The following is an 18,464-nucleotide window of genomic DNA, read 5'->3' on the forward strand; positions in this document are numbered from 1 at the left end:
AATTCCCGCGCGGCGGTGAAACGGTTCGAGATGCGGCGAGATAGTGAGGACCACCGGCTATACCCAGAGGTTCCCGACGATTACGGCGTGGTGCACGCGGTGCTGCTGGCCGATCAGGAACGGCAACACCTGCCGCTGATCAGATTCAACCCAGACAGCAAGGAAACTGCCTTCATCGAATACGCCTGGGCTGCACCGGAAGTCGTGTGTGGTCGGCGGGTGCGCGTCATCTTCTCGATGCAATTCGATACCGACGAAGACGACGCCTGCCCGGACTGCCTTCGGTTGTGTGGGCTGTTGATGGACGACGAGCCTGAATATCAGCGGCAGATCGAAGCGCGGATGGAGCGGCGCCGGGAACGTGCCGAACTCGACGATTGGCACGGCCGCAATTCCTGATCCGCACCCGCACGTCCTCACTGCTTCCGAAGTGCACCACGTGCGCAACAGGAACGAGAACGGATACGTCTGCCGCTTCGCTGTCTGGCTGAAGGATTCGCCGTGACCCGTCGTCTCATCAATCCGGCTGCGGGGGCCCGGTGCGCGGCACGGCCGCCTCCGGTGGAGCGGTCCTCAAGTTGGTCGAGCACCGCATGGCCGAGGACGTCGGCACCGAGCCGTAAACGGGCCGCGAAACGTGGTGTCGAGACAAAAGCACCAGTGCGAACATCGACGGCGGGCGATCTCCTGTCCACGGGCAGCGGGACCGTTGTTAGCGGCACCCGCCACCCTGAGCAGCAGTTACGTTGTTGGCGGCGAAGAACTCTGCCTACTTGAGCGGTGCGACGTCTTTCATCACGGACTCCAGTTCTTCGATGTGCTCACGCTCGGCCGCTTCCAGTTCCGCGGCTTTGCGGTTGTTGTCGAAAGTGGCGTAACGGTCCTCGGCGATGGCCTTCATCTTGTCCGACGAGATCTTGCCGTTGTTGGTCAGCACGTCGTGCTCGTTGAACGCGAGGAACTCGTCGGTCTTGGTGGCCCATTCGTCCATCGTGACCTGCTGCCGCCGGCGAGCACGTTCATCTGCGTAGTCCAAGAACATCGTGGTGATCCTGTTGAGCTGGGCGACCTCGGATTCTGTGAGGTAGTTCTTCGCGATGGTCACGTCGCTCTTGCGGACAACGGCCCCCTTCCACGTGGTCAACCCCATATTGGGCTCGTCGACCTTCGCCCGGGCACACACCAGTTCGGCTGCGGTATGGCGGGTGACGGAATACAGCAGCTTGTTCTGGATCGTCGCGAAGAACCGTGTGGCGGCGGGGCTGGTGGAGTCGTAGTCCACGCTGGTTTGAGCGAAGATGTCCCGGATCTTCTGGTAGAACCGCTTCTCGGATGCCCGGATGTCGCGGATCCGTTCGAGCAGTTCGTCGAAGTAGTCCAGGCCGGCGGGGTCCTTGAGCTTGGCGTCGTTCATGGCGAACCCCTTGACGAGGTATTCCCGCAACACCGTGGTCGCCCACTGGCGGAATTGGACACCACGCACTGAACGGACCCGGTAGCCGACAGCCAGGATCAGCTCAAGACTGTACGCCTCGATGTACCTCGTGACCTCACGGCCACCTTCGCTCTGAACTGTCCGGAATTTCCGAAAAGTTGCCTCCGGCCTGCACTCATCGTCATCGTAGACGTTCTTGATGTGTTCGCTGATCGTCGAAACACTCTTGTCGAAGAGTTCGGACATGTCGCGTTGCGTCAGCCAGACGGTGCCCTCGACCGCCCGCAGTTGGATCTGCGTGTGACCGTCGGTGGTCTTGTACACGATGAACTCACCCGTCCCGGTGGGCAGGTTGTGGTTGTTGTCGTCGGCGTCGCTCAATTGTCGACCTTCCTGTTGTTGGACAAGGAAGTGTCGAGGCCGCTGAGCGACCCGGATCCACAGCCACGATTCCGCCGGGATGCTGCCATTTGTCGGCGTTTCGCTTAGACTCGTGATTGTCCTACCAAGACATCCCCGAGCCCTGCTGGAGTCCGCTTCGGCAGGGCCTCGGCATTTCCATGGGCGGGACAGTCTTCCCGCCAACTGACAGCTTAGCGGTGGGTACCGACAGCATTCGGCGTGTCGCGGCCGGTGTCTTCGTACACTCGTTCGGCATCTGGCCCGGTGCTACCCGTCAGCCCGCTGCGGATCGGCGCCCCGGGCCGTGCCGGGGTAGATCGAGAACTTGCGCGGCCGCGTCGACCCCGATGACGACGTCCCGGACCAGGCGCTTGCGCCACTGTAGAACCAACTGCAGCAGCTGCTCCGGGTCGGTTGACGCCGCGACGACTAGCGCCGCGGCCAGCTCATTGCGCCGCACGTTTGCCCCTGCGCTGTTGGCGATCTCGACCAACTGATCAAGCCGTCGATCGACCGGTAGCGGCCAACTCAGCGCGGCAGGTTTTTTGATCGCCTTCGCCGCGACCAAGTTCGCGTCGAGTTTGACCCCCGACTCATCTGTCACTGCCACCACCATCCCGGCGCGTCTTTGTTGGCTCTATGTATTTAGGCAGTAGTCTTCAAATACGTATCCAGAATATTCTTAGGATCAGTATGCGTGAGTCAGCTCAGTTGTTCGAGCCCGTCGTGGATATCCGAGACGTACTGGAATCTTTCCTAGTGGACGCCGTCCTTCTGGCTGACTGGCAGGCGACCTTGACGTCGGCGGCAGTCCGGATTTCAAACCTGGCGCAGGCGTGGTCTGACCAAGACCTGCTTGACCTCGCGAACATCACCGGGCAGCTTGCCGGCACGTCCCTCGTCGTCGACACCGCGCTAGTCCGGACAGCGGCAGACAACGTGGCTAGATTGCTTGAACAGGTGCGCGCCCCCGGCGTACCTCGGCCTGAAGACGAGGACTGGGCGTTCTAACGAAACTTCATTGTCCTGACGGCCGCTATGGCGGCCACGCGGATGGCGCCGGCGGCGCGAAGAGCACGCGCGGTCTCCTCTGCCGTGGCACCGCTGCCGTACACATCATCGACGATCAATATGTATTGACCGGAAACATCAACGGGGCAATGAAACTGCTCATGGAGCGCGTCGGCGCGTTGCGCAGGTTCCAAACTTTTCGCGGGCGCGCGGAACACCTGTGTCGATTCGCAGCGGACGACAGGAACGTTACCGAGGTCGCGGGCCACAGTCGCAGCAACGCGCGCGCCAAAACTCGGCACACGCGAGTCGTGACCCGGAACCGATCCAATCGCGTCAACGCCTTTCAGGAGAGGGTGCTGTGCGATGAACTCAGTTAACTCGCCGGAGACGGCTCTGCCGACGTTGCCCTGGTTCTCGGCATCGGCCTTGTACCAGTACTTGCCACGATGGACCAAGTCCGCAAGGTCTGTGTGGCCGCCAAGGCGTTCGTCGACGATCTTGTTGTACCAATCAAGTGCGATCGCGTAATCGACCGAATTCCTGCAGGGGAGAATGACAACGCCCTGCAGGAGTTGCAGAAGGGTGGATGTGGCGGCGGTCGGCTGAGCTCCAGCGCCGTCTAGCGAATGGTGATCGATAAACGCCCTTCTAGGCGTGTAGCTGGAGTCGGTTAGCTTGACCTGGTCGATGGCGCCCTGCGGCCCGACAACGTGCAGTACGTGTCCACCGGTTGATCCCGGTTCGTGGCGGTACTCGGTGACATATGCACCACCGCCGTTGGTGGGGCCGCTCTGGGATAAGTCTCTGATGACCATGAAGCCTGCTAGGTGGGTTTGTCGTCCTATATCGTCGCTCGGGAGCCCGGCATACCTCAGTCCCGACACGCGGATTTGTCGGTACTCGAAAGTATGTTCGAATAGGACGTAGACTCTCGCCCGCGTGCCAAGGAGGTGAGCGATGGGCACCGACTCGCTTATGCGGCTTCAGTACGCGATTGCGGCCACAAAGTTCGGCGGGGGACAAAGGACTATCTCTGCGAAAGCTAGAACTGGCGGCCTCCGCGCATTCGAACAAGTTGTTGATGTGCTACAGCCCGCAGAGCGCCAGCTTGTCGAGGATCAAGCTGAGGAACTTTTCGACAGCGGGGTCGACGCGGTCCTCCTTGGTCAGGAGAACTACCCGGACGCCTTGGCTGCATCCAGGCAGGCCCCCGCAGCGGTCTTCTCCAAAGGTCCCATCGAGCTGCTTAGGCGGCGCGCAATAGGCGTGTGCGGTTCACGTCAGGCGAGTGCCGAGGGGCTGCGTGCGGCGCATGCATGCTCTGACGCAGCCGCCAGGCGCGGCTACTGCGTGGTGTCTGGCTACGCGAAAGGGGTCGACCTCGCTGCACATTCAGCTGCCCTCGCAGCCGGGGGCACGACTGTCATCGTGCTCGCCGAAGGGATCAACCACTTCAGAGTCCGGCGCGGCGAGTTCAGTGACTTGTGGGACCCCGCGCGTGCGCTGGTCGTATCGCAGTTCGCACCAGACCAAAAGTGGTTTGCATCGGGTGCGATGACTCGTAATGCGGTTATCTCGGAGTTGAGTCGGGCACTCGTCGTCGTAGAAGCAGGCGAGAAGGGTGGCACACTGGCCGCCGGCGAATATGCGTTGCAACGGAACCAGCTAGTGCTAGCACTGCAGCTGTTCGACGCAGCCCCCGGCAACAAGCTCTTGATAGCCAACGGCGCGAAGGTCATTCGTAGCCGGCAGCATCTCGAAGCCGCGCTCGATTACCTCGACAGGGGTAAATCGTTCGAACAATTAACCCTGATGTGAGCGTGACGCCCACACGGTGACCACAATCTGCCCACAGTTACAGATAACTGCTGTTAACTACAGTCGCGTATTTCGGCACGTCGGCCAACGTGGAACCCCCCGAACTGCAGGGTGATTCGCCTTTGCAAGGCAGATGTCAGGAGTTCGAATCTCCTAGGCTCCACAATCAAACAGGGTCAGGCGTGTGTGAGCTTGTCCACCGGGATCGCCAGCCGTATCGGCAGCGTCTTCTTGCATTGGCGGCACGTGAATGTGTCCCGGCCAACGAACACCGTCTGCGGGCAATTGCATATCCCGCACCTGGCTTTCCTGCGAGACAGGATCCCCCAACCCATGACGAAATTGTGCACCCCGCGCAGGGCGTCCCATGACCAAATGAGCGCTCCGCTTCCTAGATATTTGAACATTCAGCAAACGCGAAATTGACTCGCCCGCAAACGGGCGGAGGACCGTTCGCTGATGCTCTTGGCACGCAACTGAACTCAGCGAGTTCACAGCTTTGTGAACCTGCCCGTCCGCGCCGGCTACCGCGTCAGATTTTCGGCGCCACGTCCACGCTCGGCGGCAGCGGCGATGGCTCTGGTGTCGCGGAGCGACGCGCAATGGCGAACGCCACCCCGCCGCCGGCCAATGCGAGCCCCAGGAACCCGAACAGAAACAGCCGCCGGCGCCTGCGGTGCTGCGACTTACGGGCCTCCTGCAGCAGGTGCGGCAACTCCGCGACGACCTGCTTGACGGCCTCGGCCTCGCCGGCGACCTCGTCGCGCACGGCGCGCGCTTCCCGGGCCCGTCGCTTGATGGCGCTCGCGGCCGATTCGACGCCATGGGCGCTGACACCGACCACGCCGCGGGTGATGTCCACCGGACCGACTGCGGTGTAGTGCAGTCCGCGGTTGAGCCGCTCGCGCGAGGTGAGTTTGGCTTCAGTCTTGCGGCCCATCGAAGTCTCCCGACACTGGCAGCTGATTGGTGGTCTCAACACTGCCACAGCCACCCGGGGGGTGGCCGCGAGTTGGGGCACTCGGCGGTAGTGGCAGACTCAGATCCCGTGACTAGCTCCATTGCAACCGCGACCGCGACCCTGCACACCAACCGCGGCGACATCAAGATCGCGCTGTTCGGTAACCACGCCCCCAAGACCGTCGCCAACTTCGTTGGACTGGCTCAGGGCACCAAGGAGTACTCGACGCAGAACGCATCGGGCAGCACGTCCGGGCCGTTCTACGACGGCGCGGTCTTCCACCGCGTCATCGACGGCTTCATGATCCAGGGCGGTGACCCGACCGGCACCGGCCGCGGTGGACCCGGCTACAAGTTCGCCGACGAGTTCCACCCCGAGCTGCAGTTCGACAAGCCTTACCTGCTGGCGATGGCCAACGCCGGGCCCGGCACCAACGGCTCCCAGTTCTTCATCACCGTCGGCAAGACCCCGCACCTCAACCGTCGCCACACCATCTTCGGTGAGGTCGTCGACCCGGAGTCGCAGAAGGTCGTCGACGCGATCGCCACGACGGCCACCGATCGCAACGATCGGCCCAACGACGCCGTCGTGATCGAGTCCGTCACCATCTCCTAGCGTTAAGTCAGAACTGGGAGCGAAATTCCTCGCCGGAATCTCGCTCCCAGTTCTGACTCAACGGGCGCTAGCGACCCGCGAAGCCCGCGTCGGTCAGCGCGTCCAGCACGCTCAGCGGGTCGGTGCCGAGGTCCCATCGGCTGAGCACGAGCAGCCTGTCGGCGGTCGTCTCGATCTCCAGCAGCCGTGTCTTGCGGCCGATGCGGCGGAACTCCGTGATCCGGATCAGGGTGATGTCGGGACGCCGCAGCGTCAGCTCGCGAAACCACCCGCGGTACACCAGCGCGTCACCGGTGATAGCCAGCTTGGGTCTGGCTCGCCATGATCCGAATGCGAACCCGAGTAGCCCCACCGCAGCAATCGCGGTGAGGATCCGGCCGGGGGGATCTGTGACCACGGTCACACAACCGATAGCCATCACGATACCCGCGATGCCAAGACCTGCGACGGCCCCGATTTTCGGGCCCCAACTAGTTTGCTGCATGGCGCTCTCGAGTGCGTCTACCGTGGGTGATGCAGTTATCCACAAGTGCTATCAACAATGGGGATGAATCACACGCGTGTGATTGGGTGACCAGAAGGTTGCCAGCCTCAAAACGGTGAACGCACAGCACGAATCCTCTAAGGTGTACGCCGCGATCAACGCCACCGCATTGTCAGCAACAATCCGGTGATCATGAATGCGAAGGCGATCGCGTAGTTCCACGGGCCGAGTTTGGCCATCCACTCGAGCGCGGTCGGAACGTCCAGACCGGAGGCCGCGAGCTGGAACACCAGCAACCAGGCCAGCCCGATCAGCATCAGGCTGATGAACAGCACGACGAACCACACGCTCGACGGCCCGGCCTTCACCTTGACCGGAGTGCGGCTCACCGGTTTGACGGTGAAGTCGGTCTTCTTGCGAACCTTGGACTTGGGCATGGGTACCTTCGGGCCGGGATCTTCTGCGACGATGGTGCGCAGATCGACTATGAGATTAACGCAGCGGCGCCGCGACCCGACAACTCCGGCACCAGCGACGACGGGTGCCAGGCGCTCGCCGTGGCGGTTCGGCGTCCCGATCGTGTGCCTGCTCGCCGGTGTTCTGCTGGCCGCCACCCACGGTGTTTCCGGTGGTAGCGAGATCCGCCGGGCCGATTCACCGCGACTGGTCGACCTGGTCCACGACGCGCAGAACTCGGTCGACCGGCTGAACGCCCAGCGCGACGGGCTTGCCGCGCAGGTCGACTCGACCCACGGGGCATCGGCGGGTACCGCGCTGGCCGCCATGCTGGCGCGTGCCGACGAACTGGCCGGTGAGGCCGGACTGGATCCGGTGCATGGCGCCGGGCTGATCGTCACGCTGTCCGACGCCCAGCGCGACGCCAACGGGCGCTTCCCCCGCGACGCGTCCCCCGACGATCTGGTGGTCCATCAGCAGGACATCCAGGCGGTGCTCAACGCGCTGTGGAGCGCAGGCGCCGAGGCGATCCAGATGCAGGACCAACGCATCATCGGCACCTCGGCACCGCGCTGTGTCGGCAACACTCTGCTGCTGAACGGGCGCACCTACAGCCCGCCGTACACCATCACCGCGATCGGCGATGCCGATGCCATGCGGGCGGCCCTGGCCGCCGCTCCCCTGGTGACCCTTTACAAGCAGTACGTCGTGCGATTCGGGCTGGGCTACAGCGAGCAGACCCGCGACGACATCACGGTCGCCGGCTATACCGGACCGGTCCGGATGCGCTACGCCCAGCCGATCGGTCCAGTCGGATATTGAGTGGATCCGCCCAGGTAATCTGGCCGGGTGCAGGTCTTGGTCGTCGACAATTACGACAGCTTCGTGTTCAACCTGGTCCAGTATTTGGGCCAGCTCGGTGTGGACGCGCAGGTCTGGCGTAACGACGACGCCCGCCTGGCTGACGAGGCCGCCGTCGCCGCCGAATTCGACGGAGTGCTGCTGAGCCCGGGGCCCGGTACCCCGGAACGGGCCGGCGCGTCGATCCCGCTGGTGCGCGCCTGCGCTGCCGCGGCCACCCCGCTGCTCGGCGTGTGCCTGGGACACCAGGCGATCGGCGTGGCATTCGGGGGAACGGTCGATCGGGCGCCCGAGCTCCTGCACGGCAAGACCAGCACCGTCTATCACACCAATGAAGGTGTGCTGCAAGGACTTTCGAATCCCTTCACGGCGACGCGGTACCACTCGCTGACCATCCTGCCCGACACCGTCCCGGCCGAGCTGGAGGTCACCGGGCGGACGAAGAGCGGCGTGATCATGGCCGTGCGCCACGTGGAGCTGCCCATCCACGGTGTGCAGTTCCACCCCGAGTCGATCCTGACCGAGGGCGGCCACCGGATGTTGGCCAACTGGCTCGGCTACTGCGGGCAGGCCCCGGAGGAGACGCTGGTGCGCCGCCTCGAGCAGGAGGTTGCCGACACCGTGCGGCACGCGCTCGGCGGCGGTGAGCCCGCCCTTACGACGCGAAGCTGAGGGTGATCGTCGCGTTGAAGTTCACCCCGGTGCCCGCCGGGGGGCTTTGGGTCACGACGGCGTTGGAGCGCTGACCGCTGTTCTGGACGTCGGCGCCTTTGTCGAGAATCCCGGTCCACCCCAGTGCTGCCAGCCGTTGCTGGGCGTCGGTCCAGAATTGCCCGACGAGGTTGGGCATGACGAACTGATTGCCCTTGGACACCTTGATCTGGATCGGGGTGTCCTGAGGCACGGTCTGTCCGTTGGCCGGATCGGTCCCGACCACGTTGCCGGCCGGCTCGGAGCTGTCAGTGGGTACCGGCACGGTGTTCAGGAAGCCCGACGCGGTGAGAATCTGCTTGGCCACGTCGGTGTTCTGCCCGGCGACCACCGGAACCTCGGCGTTCTGTGGACCGTTGCCGACGACGATCGTGATCTCGTTGGTGATCGCCGAGAGCTGGTTGGCCGGTGGAACAGTGGACAGAACTTTGTCCTTCTGGTCCGGGGTCGACGGCGAGTTAGTCGGCTTGAACTTGGTGAACCCGGCATCCTTGAGCTTCTGCGTGCAGTCAGCGGCAGACATCGTCGTGCAGTCGGGGACCTCTACCTGCTTCGGGCCGATCGACACGTTGATCGCGATATCGTCACCGGCGCTGGCCATCGAGCCCGCCGGCGGATCGGTGTCAATGACTTTTTCCGGCAGAACGGTGTTGTCCTGCTTGGTCTCGGTGTGGATCTTGAAGCCCTTGTTCTGCAAAGCCGCGATCGCGTCGGCCGATGACTGGCCGCGCACGTCGGGAATCTGAACATCGCGGGGGCTTCCGCTGACCATGTTGATGCCGATCGTCACGACGACGGTCAGGATGGCCAGGATCGCGACCACGATCAGCCAGCGCCCGATCGATCCCCCGGCGGCGCGATCGTTCTCCACAAAGGCCGCTGACCGCGGGATCTCGTCGGTGTCGTCACCCCGGGAGGGGACCGCCGGCGCGTTGAGCATGGACGTCCGCTCGGCGGCGCTGAACACCTTGGGCGCCTCGGGCGATTCCCCGTTGTGCACGCGCACCAGATCCGTGCGCATCTCGGCGGCGGTCTGGTAGCGGTTGTCCGGATTCTTGGCCAGCGCCTTGAGCACGACGGCATCCAGCTCGGGAGAAATGCCCGAATGCTTCTGCGACGGTGCCACCGGATCCTCGCGGACATGCTGGTAGGCCACCGCCACCGGCGAATCGCCGACGAACGGCGGCTCTCCGGTCAGGATTTCGTAGAGCACGCAGCCCAGCGAGTAGACGTCGGAGCGGGCGTCGACCTTCTCGCCGCGCGCCTGCTCAGGGGAAAGATATTGCGCGGTGCCGATCACGGCCGCGGTCTGTGTGACGTTGTTGGCGTCGGCCAGGGCGCGGGCGATGCCGAAGTCCATCACCTTCACCGCGCCGGCCTTGGAGATCATGATGTTCGCCGGTTTGACATCGCGGTGGATGATGCCGTGCTGGTGGCTAAAGTTCAGTGCCTGGCAGGCGTCGGCGATCACCTCGATGGCCCGCTTGTAGGGCATCGGGCCATCGGTGTGCACGATGTCGCGCAGCGTGACGCCGTCGACGTACTCCATGACGATGTAGGGCAGCGGCCCGTTCGGCGTCTCGGCCTCACCGGTGTCATAGACCGCGACAATCGCGGGATGGTTCAGCGCGGCGGCGTTCTGCGCTTCGCGGCGGAACCGCAGATAGAAGCTGGGATCGCGGGCCAGGTCGGCGCGCAGCACCTTGACCGCCACGTCCCGGTGCAGCCGGGTGTCGCGCGCCAGATGTACCTCGGACATGCCACCGAAGCCGAGGATCTCGCCCAGCTCGTAGCGGTCCGACAGATGCTGTGGGGTGGTCATCGCGGTTTCTCGTCGTGTCGATCCGGTTCGCACAGAGCAGCTATAGCCACACTGGCAGCGGTGAATCGGATTGGCCCGATCTGCCCTCCAGAATTACCCGTGACCGGGCCTTCCGTCCAACCGCTCGGGGCGGCCGTCGGGGTGACCGTATCGGTGACGGTCTGCTCCACCGGCTTGTTGTCCTTGCGGTCGCGGTCGGCCAGCACGATCAGGATGGCGCTGATGATCGCCAGTGCACCCAGCACACCCGCGGCCCAGAGCAGAGCCCGCTGACCCGAGGAGAACGTGCGCCGCGGGGCCGGTGGGCGGTGGCTGCCGGTGTTGGCGCGAGGGCGCGTGCCGGTCGCGGGCGCGGCAGGCATGCGGGGCGAGCTGCCGGGAATCGACGCCGGGGTGGCGCGGATGGTCGGTGCCGAGTTGGGCCGCGGGGGCCGGCGTCCGGCGCGCACCGCGGCCGTGGCGTCGGCGAACTGTCCGCCGTTGCGGTAGCGCATGCCCGGGTTCTTCACCAGGGTGATCTCGATCAGCTCGCGCACGTTGGGCGGCAGATCGGCGGGCAGCGGTGCCGGCGTCTCCTTGATGTGCTTCATCGCGACCGTCAGCGCGCCATCACCGATGAACGGGCGCTTGCCCGAAACCGCTTCGTAGCCAACGACTCCCAGCGAGTACACGTCACTGGCCGCGGTGGCATCGTGGCCGAGGGCCTGTTCGGGGGCGATGTACTGCGCGGTGCCCATCACCATGCCGGTCTGGGTGACCGGGGCGGCGTCGACGGCCTTGGCGATACCGAAGTCGGTGAGCTTCACCTGGCCGGTCGGCGTGATGAGGATGTTGCCGGGCTTGACGTCGCGGTGCACCAGGCCGGCGGCGTGCGCGACCTGAAGGGCGCGGCCGGTCTGCTCCAGCATGTCCAGCGCATGGCGCAGCGACAGTCGGCCGGTGCGTTTGATCACCGAGTTCAGCGGTTCACCGTTGATGAGTTCCATCACCAGGTACGCAGTGCGGCCCTCGCCGTCCATGTCGGTCTCGCCGTAGTCGTGCACCGCGGCGATGCCGGGGTGGTTGAGCATGGCGACCGTGCGCGCCTCGGCCCGGAACCGTTCGACGAACTCGGGGTCGGACGTGAATTCCTGCTTGAGTACCTTGACCGCGACCCGGCGTCCCAGCCGGCTGTCGACGGCCTCCCACACCTGGCCCATACCGCCGGTGGCGATCAGGCGCTGCAGGCGATAGCGGCCCGACAGCGTCACTCCTACGCGGGGACTCATGCGGCCCCCTGTAGCGCAGCGGCGATGGTTGCTCGCCCGACTGGCGCGGCCAGCGCACCGCCGGTCGCCGAGAGCCGGTCGCCGCCGTTCTCGATCAGCACCGACACCGCCACCTTGGGGCTCTGTGCGGGCGCGAATGCGATGTACCAGGCATGTGGAGGAGTGTTTCGTGGGTCGGTACCGTGCTCTGCGGTACCCGTCTTGGATGCGATCTGCACGCCGGGAATCGCCCCTTTCTGCTGGGTCATCTGCTCGGCGCCGATCATCAAATCTGTTAGCTTAGCCGCGACCTGCTGCGAGACGGCGCGGCGCTGCTCCTGCGGAGCCGCGGTAGCGATGTTGGACAAGTCCGGTCCCTTGAGGCTGTCCACCAGATACGGCTGCATCATCACACCGGAGTTGGCGATCGTCGCCGCTACCAACGCGTTCTGCAAGGGTGTCACCGCCACGTCTTTCTGACCCATGCTCGACATACCCAGCGCGGCGGCGTCGGACATCGGGCCGATCGTCGACTCCGCCACTTCCAGCGGAATCGGCGCTGGCGGGCTGTCGAACCCGAACGCCTGCGCGGCGCTGCGCAGGGCGTCGGCACCCACTCGGATACCCAGTTCGACGAAAGCTGTATTGCAGGATCGGGCGAAGGCCTCCCGCAGCGAGGCGGTCGGGCCGCTGCCGCACGGCGTACCGCCGTAGTTCTCCAAGGTGGCCGTGCTGTTGGGCAGCTGGATCTGCGGTGAGCTGGTGAGCTGATCGGTATCGCTCATCCCGGCCTGCAGTGCCGCCGCGGTGGTGATCACCTTGAACGTGGACCCAGGCGGGAACGTCTCGGCGATCGCCCGGTTGGTCAGTGGCGAGGCGGGGTCGTCGCGCAGCTGCTGCCACGCCGTGCCCTGTTCCTCGGTGTCGTGGGTGGCCAGCAGGTTGGGGTCGTAGGACGGGGAGGACACCATCGCCAGGACCTTGCCGGTCGACGGTTCCAGCGCCACCACGGAGCCGCGGCAACCGCCGGTGCAGCCCTGCTGCATCGCCTCCCAGGCCGCCTGCTGAATGCGCGGGACGATCGTGGTGTCGACGTTGCCGCCGCGCGGGTCGCGGCCGGTGAAGAAGTCGGCCAGCCGGCGCCCGAAGAGCCGTTGATCCGAGCCGTTGAGGATGCCGTCCTCGGCACGCTCCAGCCCGGTGCTCGAGTAGCGCAGTGAGTAGAAGCCCGTAATCGGTGCGTACACATAGGGATTCGGGTACACGCGCAGGAATCGGTAGTGCCCGTTGGTGGATACCGAGTAGGCAAGCAGCTGCCCGCCCGCGGTGATCTGGCCGCGCTGGCGGGAGTATTCGTCGAGCAGCACCCGCTGGTTGCGCGGATCGGCGCGCAGGCCGTCCGCCTTGAAGACCTGGGTGACCGTCGCATTGAGCAACAGCAGCACGATCAGCGCCATGATCATCACCGATATGCGGCGCAGTGAGGTGTTCATACCCGCTCGATCACCTCGGTACTGGAGGCCGCGATGGACGTGTGCGGGTTGGTGATGATCGGGCGCCGGGCGGCATGCGAGATCTTGACCAGGATGGCCAGCAGCACATAGTTGGCGACCAGTGACGAGCCGCCGTAGGACATCCACGGGGTGGTCAGCCCGGTCAGCGGGATCAGTCCGGTGACGCCGCCGACGACGATGAACAGCTGGATCGCCAGCGTCGAGGCCAGCCCGGCGGCCAGCAGCTTGCCGAAGCTGTCCCGCACCGCGATCGCGGTGCGCAGCCCCCGCACGATCACGATCGTGTACAGCATCAGCACACCGGCCAGCCCGACCAGGCCCAGCTCCTCACCGATCGCGGCGGTGATGAAGTCGGTGGAGGCGGCGGGCACGGTGCCCGGCTGGCCGTTGCCAAGACCCGTGCCGAAGATGCCGCCGGTAGCAAAGCTGAACTGCGACTGGACCATTTGATAGCCGGCACCCTCGGGATCGCCGAACGGGTCGAGCCAGGTCTGCACCCGCACCCGCACATGGCCGAACAAGTAGTAGGCCACCACGCTGCCGGCGGCGAACAGGCTCAGACCGATCACCACCCAGCTGAACCGCTCGGTGGCGATGTAAACCATCACCAGGAACGAGGCGTACAGCAGCAGCGAGGTGCCCAGGTCTTTCTCGAAGACCATGACGCCGACCGAGACGATCCAGGCGGCCAGCAGCGGTGCCAGGTCGCGCGGCCGCGGCAGATCGGTGCCCAGGATGTGCTTGCCCGCGCTGGTGAACACATCGCGCTTGGCCACCAGCACGGCAGCGAAGAAGATCAGCAGCAGAATCTTGGAGAACTCGGCGGGCTGAATACTGAAGCCCGGGAAGCGAATCCAGATCTTGGCGCCGTTGGTCTCGGAGAAGTGCGCGGGCAGGACAGCCGGAATGGCAAGCAGCACAAGGCCGATCAGTCCGAAGGTGTATCCGTAGCGGGCCAGGATGCGGTGGTCCTTGAGGAACACGACCACGAGTGAGAAGCCGACGACACCGACGAGGGTCCACAGCATCTGCTGTTCCTCGCTGGGACCGCGCTGGGTGGTCAATGCGCCGCCGATCAGGTCGAGGCGGTGGATCATCACCAGGCCAAGGCCGTTCAGCAGCGCGACGACCGGCAGCAGCACCGGGTCGGCATAGGGCGCGAAGCGCCGGATGGCCAGGTGCGCGCAGACGAACAAGGTGAGGTACGCCAGTGTGGAGCTGGCCAGGTCCCAGCTGATGCCCTGCTCTTGGTTGGCCTCGACGATCAGCAGCGCGACGACGGTGATCAGCGTGGCGAAGCACAGCAACAGCAGCTCGGAATTGCGGCGGGTCGGCATGACCGGAGCCAGCGTGACCGGAGCTTGCGGTTGGGTGCTCATGCCGCCGCCCGGCAGTCGGTGCCCGGCTTCTGCGGCGCTGCGGGCAATTGCGTCACCGTCGGCGCGGGGCTCGTCGGGGGTGCCGGTGCGACGGAACCGGTTGTGGCGGTGTCACTTTCACTCGGCGTCGGGGCAGGTCCCAGTGAAGGTCTGGCACTCACGAGCGGCGGGGTCGACGTGGGCGCCGGCGGCGGGGATGAGATGGGGGCCGGCGTTGGGGCCGAGGTCGGCGACGGCCCCGGCGCGGGAGATGCGCTCGGAGCCGGGGTCGGGGTTGGCGGGGGTGCCGGGGTGGTGGTGGGTGTGCTCGTCGGCGGCGGTGCGCACGGCGGCAGCAGTGAACTGTGCGCGAGTTCGCGCAGCTGACCGATCGCATCGTCGAGGCTGCCTGCCGGAAGCCCGGCCGAGACCTGCGCGCGCTCGGAGGGGCGCAGGTCCTGCAGCCGCATGAGCTGGCAGCCCAGCGAATCGGTGGGCTGGCCGTAGCTGATCTGGGACAGCTCGTTGCGGTCGTTGAGACAGCCCAACAGATAGGGCTCCTGCAGCGGGAAGGTCAGGATCGACCCCTCGATACCGCGCATGATCGCGACCGTGCCGTCGTGGGCGCTGACGTAATAGTTACTGCGGATGATCTGGCGGCCCACGGCGAGGCCGGCCAAGGCCAGCAGCAGGATGACCGCGGCGGCGATGATCATCCGCCGCCGCGAGCGTGGCTTGGGCGGCGGTTCGGGTTCGGCCACCACCCGCTTGGCGGCCGGGGGGCGTGCCGTGATGGCCGAGGCGCGGCCGGCGGCGGTGTTCGGCGGCGCGGCGTTGTCGTCGTCCCCGGAGACAGCACCGGCGAGGATCGGCTGGGTCTGCCCGCCGTAATCGTGGTCCACGACGTCGGCGACCACGACGGTCACGTTGTCCGGACCGCCGCCACGCAGCGCCAGCTCGATCAGCCGGTCGGCACTCTCGGCGACGTCGGGGATCTGCAGGGCCTCCAGGATGGTCTCCTGGCTGACCGGATCGGACAGACCGTCGGAGCACAGCAGATAGCGGTCGCCCTCTTTGGCTTCCCGCATGATCAGCGTCGGCTCGACCTCGTGGCCGGTCAGCGCCCGCATGATCAGCGAGCGTTGCGGGTGGCTGTGCGCCTCCTCGGCGGTGATGCGGCCCTCGTCGACGAGGGTCTGCACAAAGGTGTCGTCCTTCGTGATCTGTGCCAGCTCCCCGTCGCGCAACAGGTAGCCACGGGAGTCGCCGATATGGACGAGCCCAAGTCGGTTGCCCGCGAACAGGATTGCGGTCAGGGTGGTGCCCATGCCCTCGAGTTCGGGCTCGAGTTCGACGTGCGCGGCGATCGCGGAGTTGCCTTCGCGGACCGCCCCGTCGAGCTTGCTCAGCAGATCGCCGCCGGGTTCGTCGTCATCGAGGTGGGCCAGCGCGGCGATGACGAGCTGGGAGGCCACCTCACCGGCGGCGTGCCCGCCCATACCGTCGGCGAGAGCGAGCAGCCGCGCGCCGGCGTAGACGGAGTCTTCGTTGTTGGCGCGCACCAGGCCGCGGTCGCTGCGGGCGGCATAGCGGAGGACGAGGGTCACGGGCGCAGCTCGATTACCGTCTTGCCGATGTGAATCGGCGTGCCGATCGGAACGCGTACTGCCGTTGTCACCTTCGCCCTGTCGAGGTATGTGCCGTTGGTCGATCCTAGGTCTTCCACGTACCAGTCGGAACCGCGCTGCGACAGCCGGGCGTGCCGGGTGGAGGAGTAATCGTCGGTCAGCACCAGCGTCGAGTCATCCGCGCGGCCGATCAGCACCGGCTGGGTGCCCAGCGTGATCCGGGTGCCGGCCAGGGCTCCGTCGGTCACCACCAGATAGCGAGCGGCGGAGCGCTGCTGACGCGACGGCAGCAGCGTGCCGCGCAGGGCCAGGCCCCGGCGCACCATCACCGCACCGGTGGGCGCATAGATGTCGTTGCGCAGAATGCGCAGCACCGACCAGATGAACAGCCACAGCAACAGCAGGAAGCCGGCGCGCGTCAGCTGCAGTACTAGTCCCTGCATCCGGCGTCCTCTCCGTCCTCGTGCCCCGCTTGCCGTTCCCGCGATACCAGCAGGCACCGGGCCGACTTCGGCACCGTCACGATACTTGGACGCCGGTGGGTGCGCGGGTGAAGCCACTCCCGCGTCAACCAAGCTGCGGCCCCCGGCGACCTCAGTGAACGCGGACGATGATCTCGGAATGACCGAGCCGGATGACGTCCCCATCGGCAAGCTGCCACTCCTGTACGGGTGCGTTGTTCACCGTGGTTCCGTTGGTCGAATTCAGATCGGACAGCAGCGCGACCTGGCCGTCCCACCGGATTTCCAGATGCCGGCGGGAGACTCCGGTGTCGGGCAGCCGGAACTGGGCGTCCTGCCCGCGGCCGATGACGTTGGCGCCCTCCCGCAGCTGGTAGGTGCGTCCGCTGCCGTCGTCGAGCTGCAGGGTGACGGCGTGCCCGGTGGAGGGGTAGTCGCCCTGGGCGGGCGGCTGGGCGTAACCGCCGTAGCCACCGCCGGCGGGCTGGCCGTAGTCGTAGTCGCGCCCGGCGGGCTCGGCGTAGCCGCCCTGCTCGTAGCCGCGGCCGTAGTCCGGCTGGCCGTATTCCTGACGGCCGTAGCCGCCGCCGTAGCCGCCCTGCTCGGGGTAGCCGCCCTGGTCGGGGTAGGCCGGGCGAGGCTCGGGACGGCCGTAACCGGCGTCCTCGTGCCGGCCCGGTCCGCGGCCGTAGTCGTAGTCACTGGCGGGCGGAGCCTGCTGCCCGTACCCGCCGCCCTGCGGCGGGCCGTAGGACTGACCGCCGTACCCGGGGGGCGGGCCCTGGCGGTAACCCTGGTCATAGCCCTGACCCTGGCCGCCGGGAGGTTGGCCGTATCCGCGGTCGGCAGGCGGGCGCTGTTCGTAGCCGGCGCCGTAGGCGTAGCCCCCCTGGTCGGGGTAACCCTGACGCTGGCCGTAGCCCTGCTCACCCTGAGGTGCGTAGCCGCCCTGCTCGGGCGGGTACGGGCCGCGCTGCTCGGGGGCGGCGGGGCGCTGCTCGTCGGGGCGCGGGTACCGGTCGTCGTAATAGTCGTCGCCGGGCCGCCCCTGACCCTGGTCGCCGCGGTAGGTGGGGTTGTCGCTCATCGCTGGTACTCCTGGTTCTGCGGTGTACGCCTTGTTCGATTGTGGTGGGGCGGTACTAGCTTTGGACGGGTGGGGGTCGGCGTCAGGATTGACGACGCCGCGCGCACGGTATTGGCCGGTATGCAGGCCCGGCGACTGCTCGAACCTGACAACCACATCACCATACGTTTGCCACCCCTGATCTCGGATGTATCCGCCCAAGTGTTTGGCAAAAGTGTCCGTGGTGAGATCGCGATCGGCGCTGACCTTCTCGAAGTCGGATGCACTGAGAGTAATGACGTATTCATTGGGGGCCAAAAAGCGTTCGCCCGAGAGTTCCTGCACACCAGCGGAGGCTTCCCGCCGCAGCGCCGCTTCTACCTCGGCTGGCGCAATTGATCCGCCGAATACTCGGGCGAAGGCATCACCGACGGTGTTTTCGAGTCTGCGCTCGATGCGTTGAACCAGACCTCTCTGGTTACTCATCTCACCGCCTACCTCGAGACCGCCGCGTGTCGCGGCGGCGCATGCCTTCCCCTGATGGTATCGGCCCAGGTCGACGCCCCGTCACCATGAGAATTCTGAGAATCCCGTTACACCTGGTCAGGGCC

At 65.8% G+C, this 18,464-nt stretch carries 19 protein-coding genes and 1 tRNA gene; 7 read left to right on the plus strand and 13 right to left on the minus strand.

All coding sequences use genetic code 11. The features are described from left to right. Positions 1–87: 87 nt before the first annotated feature. A complete protein-coding gene (locus tag EV580_RS15630; protein ID WP_133692057.1) occupies positions 88–399 on the plus strand; it encodes a hypothetical protein in 312 nt (103 codons plus the stop codon). A gap of 370 nt (positions 400–769) precedes the next feature. Here EV580_RS15630 and EV580_RS15635 read toward each other — a convergent pair whose 3' ends face one another. Beyond that, a complete protein-coding gene (locus EV580_RS15635) occupies positions 770–1,816 on the minus strand; it encodes a virulence RhuM family protein (protein WP_133692058.1) in 1,047 nt (348 codons plus the stop codon). A gap of 295 nt (positions 1,817–2,111) precedes the next feature. After that, a complete protein-coding gene (locus EV580_RS15640; protein WP_133692059.1) occupies positions 2,112–2,441 on the minus strand; it encodes a hypothetical protein in 330 nt (109 codons plus the stop codon). Positions 2,442–2,596: 155 nt separating this feature from the next. Between EV580_RS15640 and EV580_RS15645 the strand changes: the two genes are divergently transcribed. Further along, positions 2,597–2,848 (plus strand): hypothetical protein, encoded by a 252-nt coding sequence (locus tag EV580_RS15645; RefSeq protein WP_133692060.1) that lies wholly within the window; start codon positions 2,597–2,599, stop codon positions 2,846–2,848. On the opposite strand, the gene EV580_RS15650 is transcribed toward EV580_RS15645, so the two are convergent. Then, the gene (locus tag EV580_RS15650; RefSeq protein ID WP_133692061.1) at positions 2,845–3,666 is read right to left on the minus strand and encodes a ComF family protein; all 822 of its coding nucleotides are present in this window, start codon (positions 3,664–3,666) and stop codon (positions 2,845–2,847) included. The genes EV580_RS15645 and EV580_RS15650 overlap by 4 nt on opposite strands. Positions 3,667–3,808: 142 nt before the next feature. Between EV580_RS15650 and EV580_RS15655 the strand changes: the two genes are divergently transcribed. Beyond that, positions 3,809–4,669, plus strand: a complete 861-nt coding sequence (locus EV580_RS15655; protein ID WP_133692062.1) for a DNA-processing protein DprA — start codon at positions 3,809–3,811, stop codon at positions 4,667–4,669. A 91-nt stretch (positions 4,670–4,760) separates the two neighbouring features. Continuing rightward, positions 4,761–4,832 (plus strand) — tRNA-Ala (locus tag EV580_RS33755). 369 nt (positions 4,833–5,201) lie between these two features. On the opposite strand, the gene cwsA is transcribed toward EV580_RS33755, so the two are convergent. Beyond that, the gene (cwsA, locus tag EV580_RS15660; RefSeq protein ID WP_133692063.1) at positions 5,202–5,609 is read right to left on the minus strand and encodes a cell wall synthesis protein CwsA; all 408 of its coding nucleotides are present in this window, start codon (positions 5,607–5,609) and stop codon (positions 5,202–5,204) included. A gap of 90 nt (positions 5,610–5,699) precedes the next feature. Between cwsA and EV580_RS15665 the strand changes: the two genes are divergently transcribed. Beyond that, entirely contained in the window at positions 5,700–6,245 is a 546-nt protein-coding gene (locus tag EV580_RS15665) for a peptidylprolyl isomerase (RefSeq protein WP_036421874.1), read from the plus strand. A 67-nt stretch (positions 6,246–6,312) separates the two neighbouring features. Here EV580_RS15665 and EV580_RS15670 read toward each other — a convergent pair whose 3' ends face one another. Both EV580_RS15670 and crgA read right to left on the minus strand, forming a co-directional pair. After that, the gene (locus EV580_RS15670; protein ID WP_133692064.1) at positions 6,313–6,729 is read right to left on the minus strand and encodes a PH domain-containing protein; all 417 of its coding nucleotides are present in this window, start codon (positions 6,727–6,729) and stop codon (positions 6,313–6,315) included. 155 nt (positions 6,730–6,884) lie between these two features. Next, on the minus strand, positions 6,885–7,166 hold the full coding sequence (crgA, locus tag EV580_RS15675; protein ID WP_133692065.1) for a cell division protein CrgA: 282 nt from the start codon (positions 7,164–7,166) through the stop codon (positions 6,885–6,887). Positions 7,167–7,215: 49 nt separating this feature from the next. On the opposite strand from crgA, the gene EV580_RS15680 reads away from it, so the two are divergent. Continuing rightward, positions 7,216–8,007 carry a DUF881 domain-containing protein gene (locus EV580_RS15680; protein ID WP_133692066.1) on the plus strand — a complete coding sequence of 264 codons (792 nt, stop codon included), beginning with the start codon at positions 7,216–7,218 and terminating at the stop codon, positions 8,005–8,007. 27 nt (positions 8,008–8,034) lie between these two features. After that, on the plus strand, positions 8,035–8,718 hold the full coding sequence (locus tag EV580_RS15685; RefSeq protein ID WP_133692067.1) for an aminodeoxychorismate/anthranilate synthase component II: 684 nt from the start codon (positions 8,035–8,037) through the stop codon (positions 8,716–8,718). Here the strand turns inward: EV580_RS15685 and pknB are convergent. From pknB to EV580_RS15720, 7 genes are all read right to left on the minus strand, one after another. Next, on the minus strand, positions 8,702–10,579 hold the full coding sequence (gene pknB / locus EV580_RS15690; protein WP_133692068.1) for a Stk1 family PASTA domain-containing Ser/Thr kinase: 1,878 nt from the start codon (positions 10,577–10,579) through the stop codon (positions 8,702–8,704). The genes EV580_RS15685 and pknB overlap by 17 nt on opposite strands. Next, a complete protein-coding gene (locus EV580_RS15695; protein WP_133692069.1) occupies positions 10,576–11,847 on the minus strand; it encodes a serine/threonine-protein kinase in 1,272 nt (423 codons plus the stop codon). The genes pknB and EV580_RS15695 overlap by 4 nt, the downstream gene beginning before the upstream one ends. Next, positions 11,844–13,319 carry a D,D-transpeptidase PbpA gene (gene pbpA / locus EV580_RS15700; protein WP_133692070.1) on the minus strand — a complete coding sequence of 492 codons (1,476 nt, stop codon included), beginning with the start codon at positions 13,317–13,319 and terminating at the stop codon, positions 11,844–11,846. Before pbpA ends, EV580_RS15695 begins: the two co-directional genes overlap by 4 nt. After that, positions 13,316–14,719: an FtsW/RodA/SpoVE family cell cycle protein gene (locus EV580_RS15705; RefSeq protein WP_133692071.1), complete on the minus strand. Its 1,404-nt coding sequence runs from the start codon at positions 14,717–14,719 to the stop codon at positions 13,316–13,318. Before EV580_RS15705 ends, pbpA begins: the two co-directional genes overlap by 4 nt. Then, a complete protein-coding gene (locus tag EV580_RS15710) occupies positions 14,716–16,305 on the minus strand; it encodes a PP2C family protein-serine/threonine phosphatase (protein ID WP_133692072.1) in 1,590 nt (529 codons plus the stop codon). Before EV580_RS15710 ends, EV580_RS15705 begins: the two co-directional genes overlap by 4 nt. Continuing rightward, the gene (locus tag EV580_RS15715) at positions 16,302–16,769 is read right to left on the minus strand and encodes an FHA domain-containing protein FhaB/FipA (protein ID WP_133692073.1); all 468 of its coding nucleotides are present in this window, start codon (positions 16,767–16,769) and stop codon (positions 16,302–16,304) included. Before EV580_RS15715 ends, EV580_RS15710 begins: the two co-directional genes overlap by 4 nt. A 151-nt stretch (positions 16,770–16,920) precedes the next feature. After that, the gene (locus EV580_RS15720) at positions 16,921–18,339 is read right to left on the minus strand and encodes an FhaA domain-containing protein (RefSeq protein WP_133692074.1); all 1,419 of its coding nucleotides are present in this window, start codon (positions 18,337–18,339) and stop codon (positions 16,921–16,923) included. Positions 18,340–18,464 lie beyond the last annotated feature (125 nt).

This window comes from Mycobacterium sp. BK086 (genome assembly GCA_004362315.1).
In the GTDB taxonomy this organism is placed as follows: Bacteria; Actinomycetota; Actinomycetes; order Mycobacteriales; family Mycobacteriaceae; genus Mycobacterium.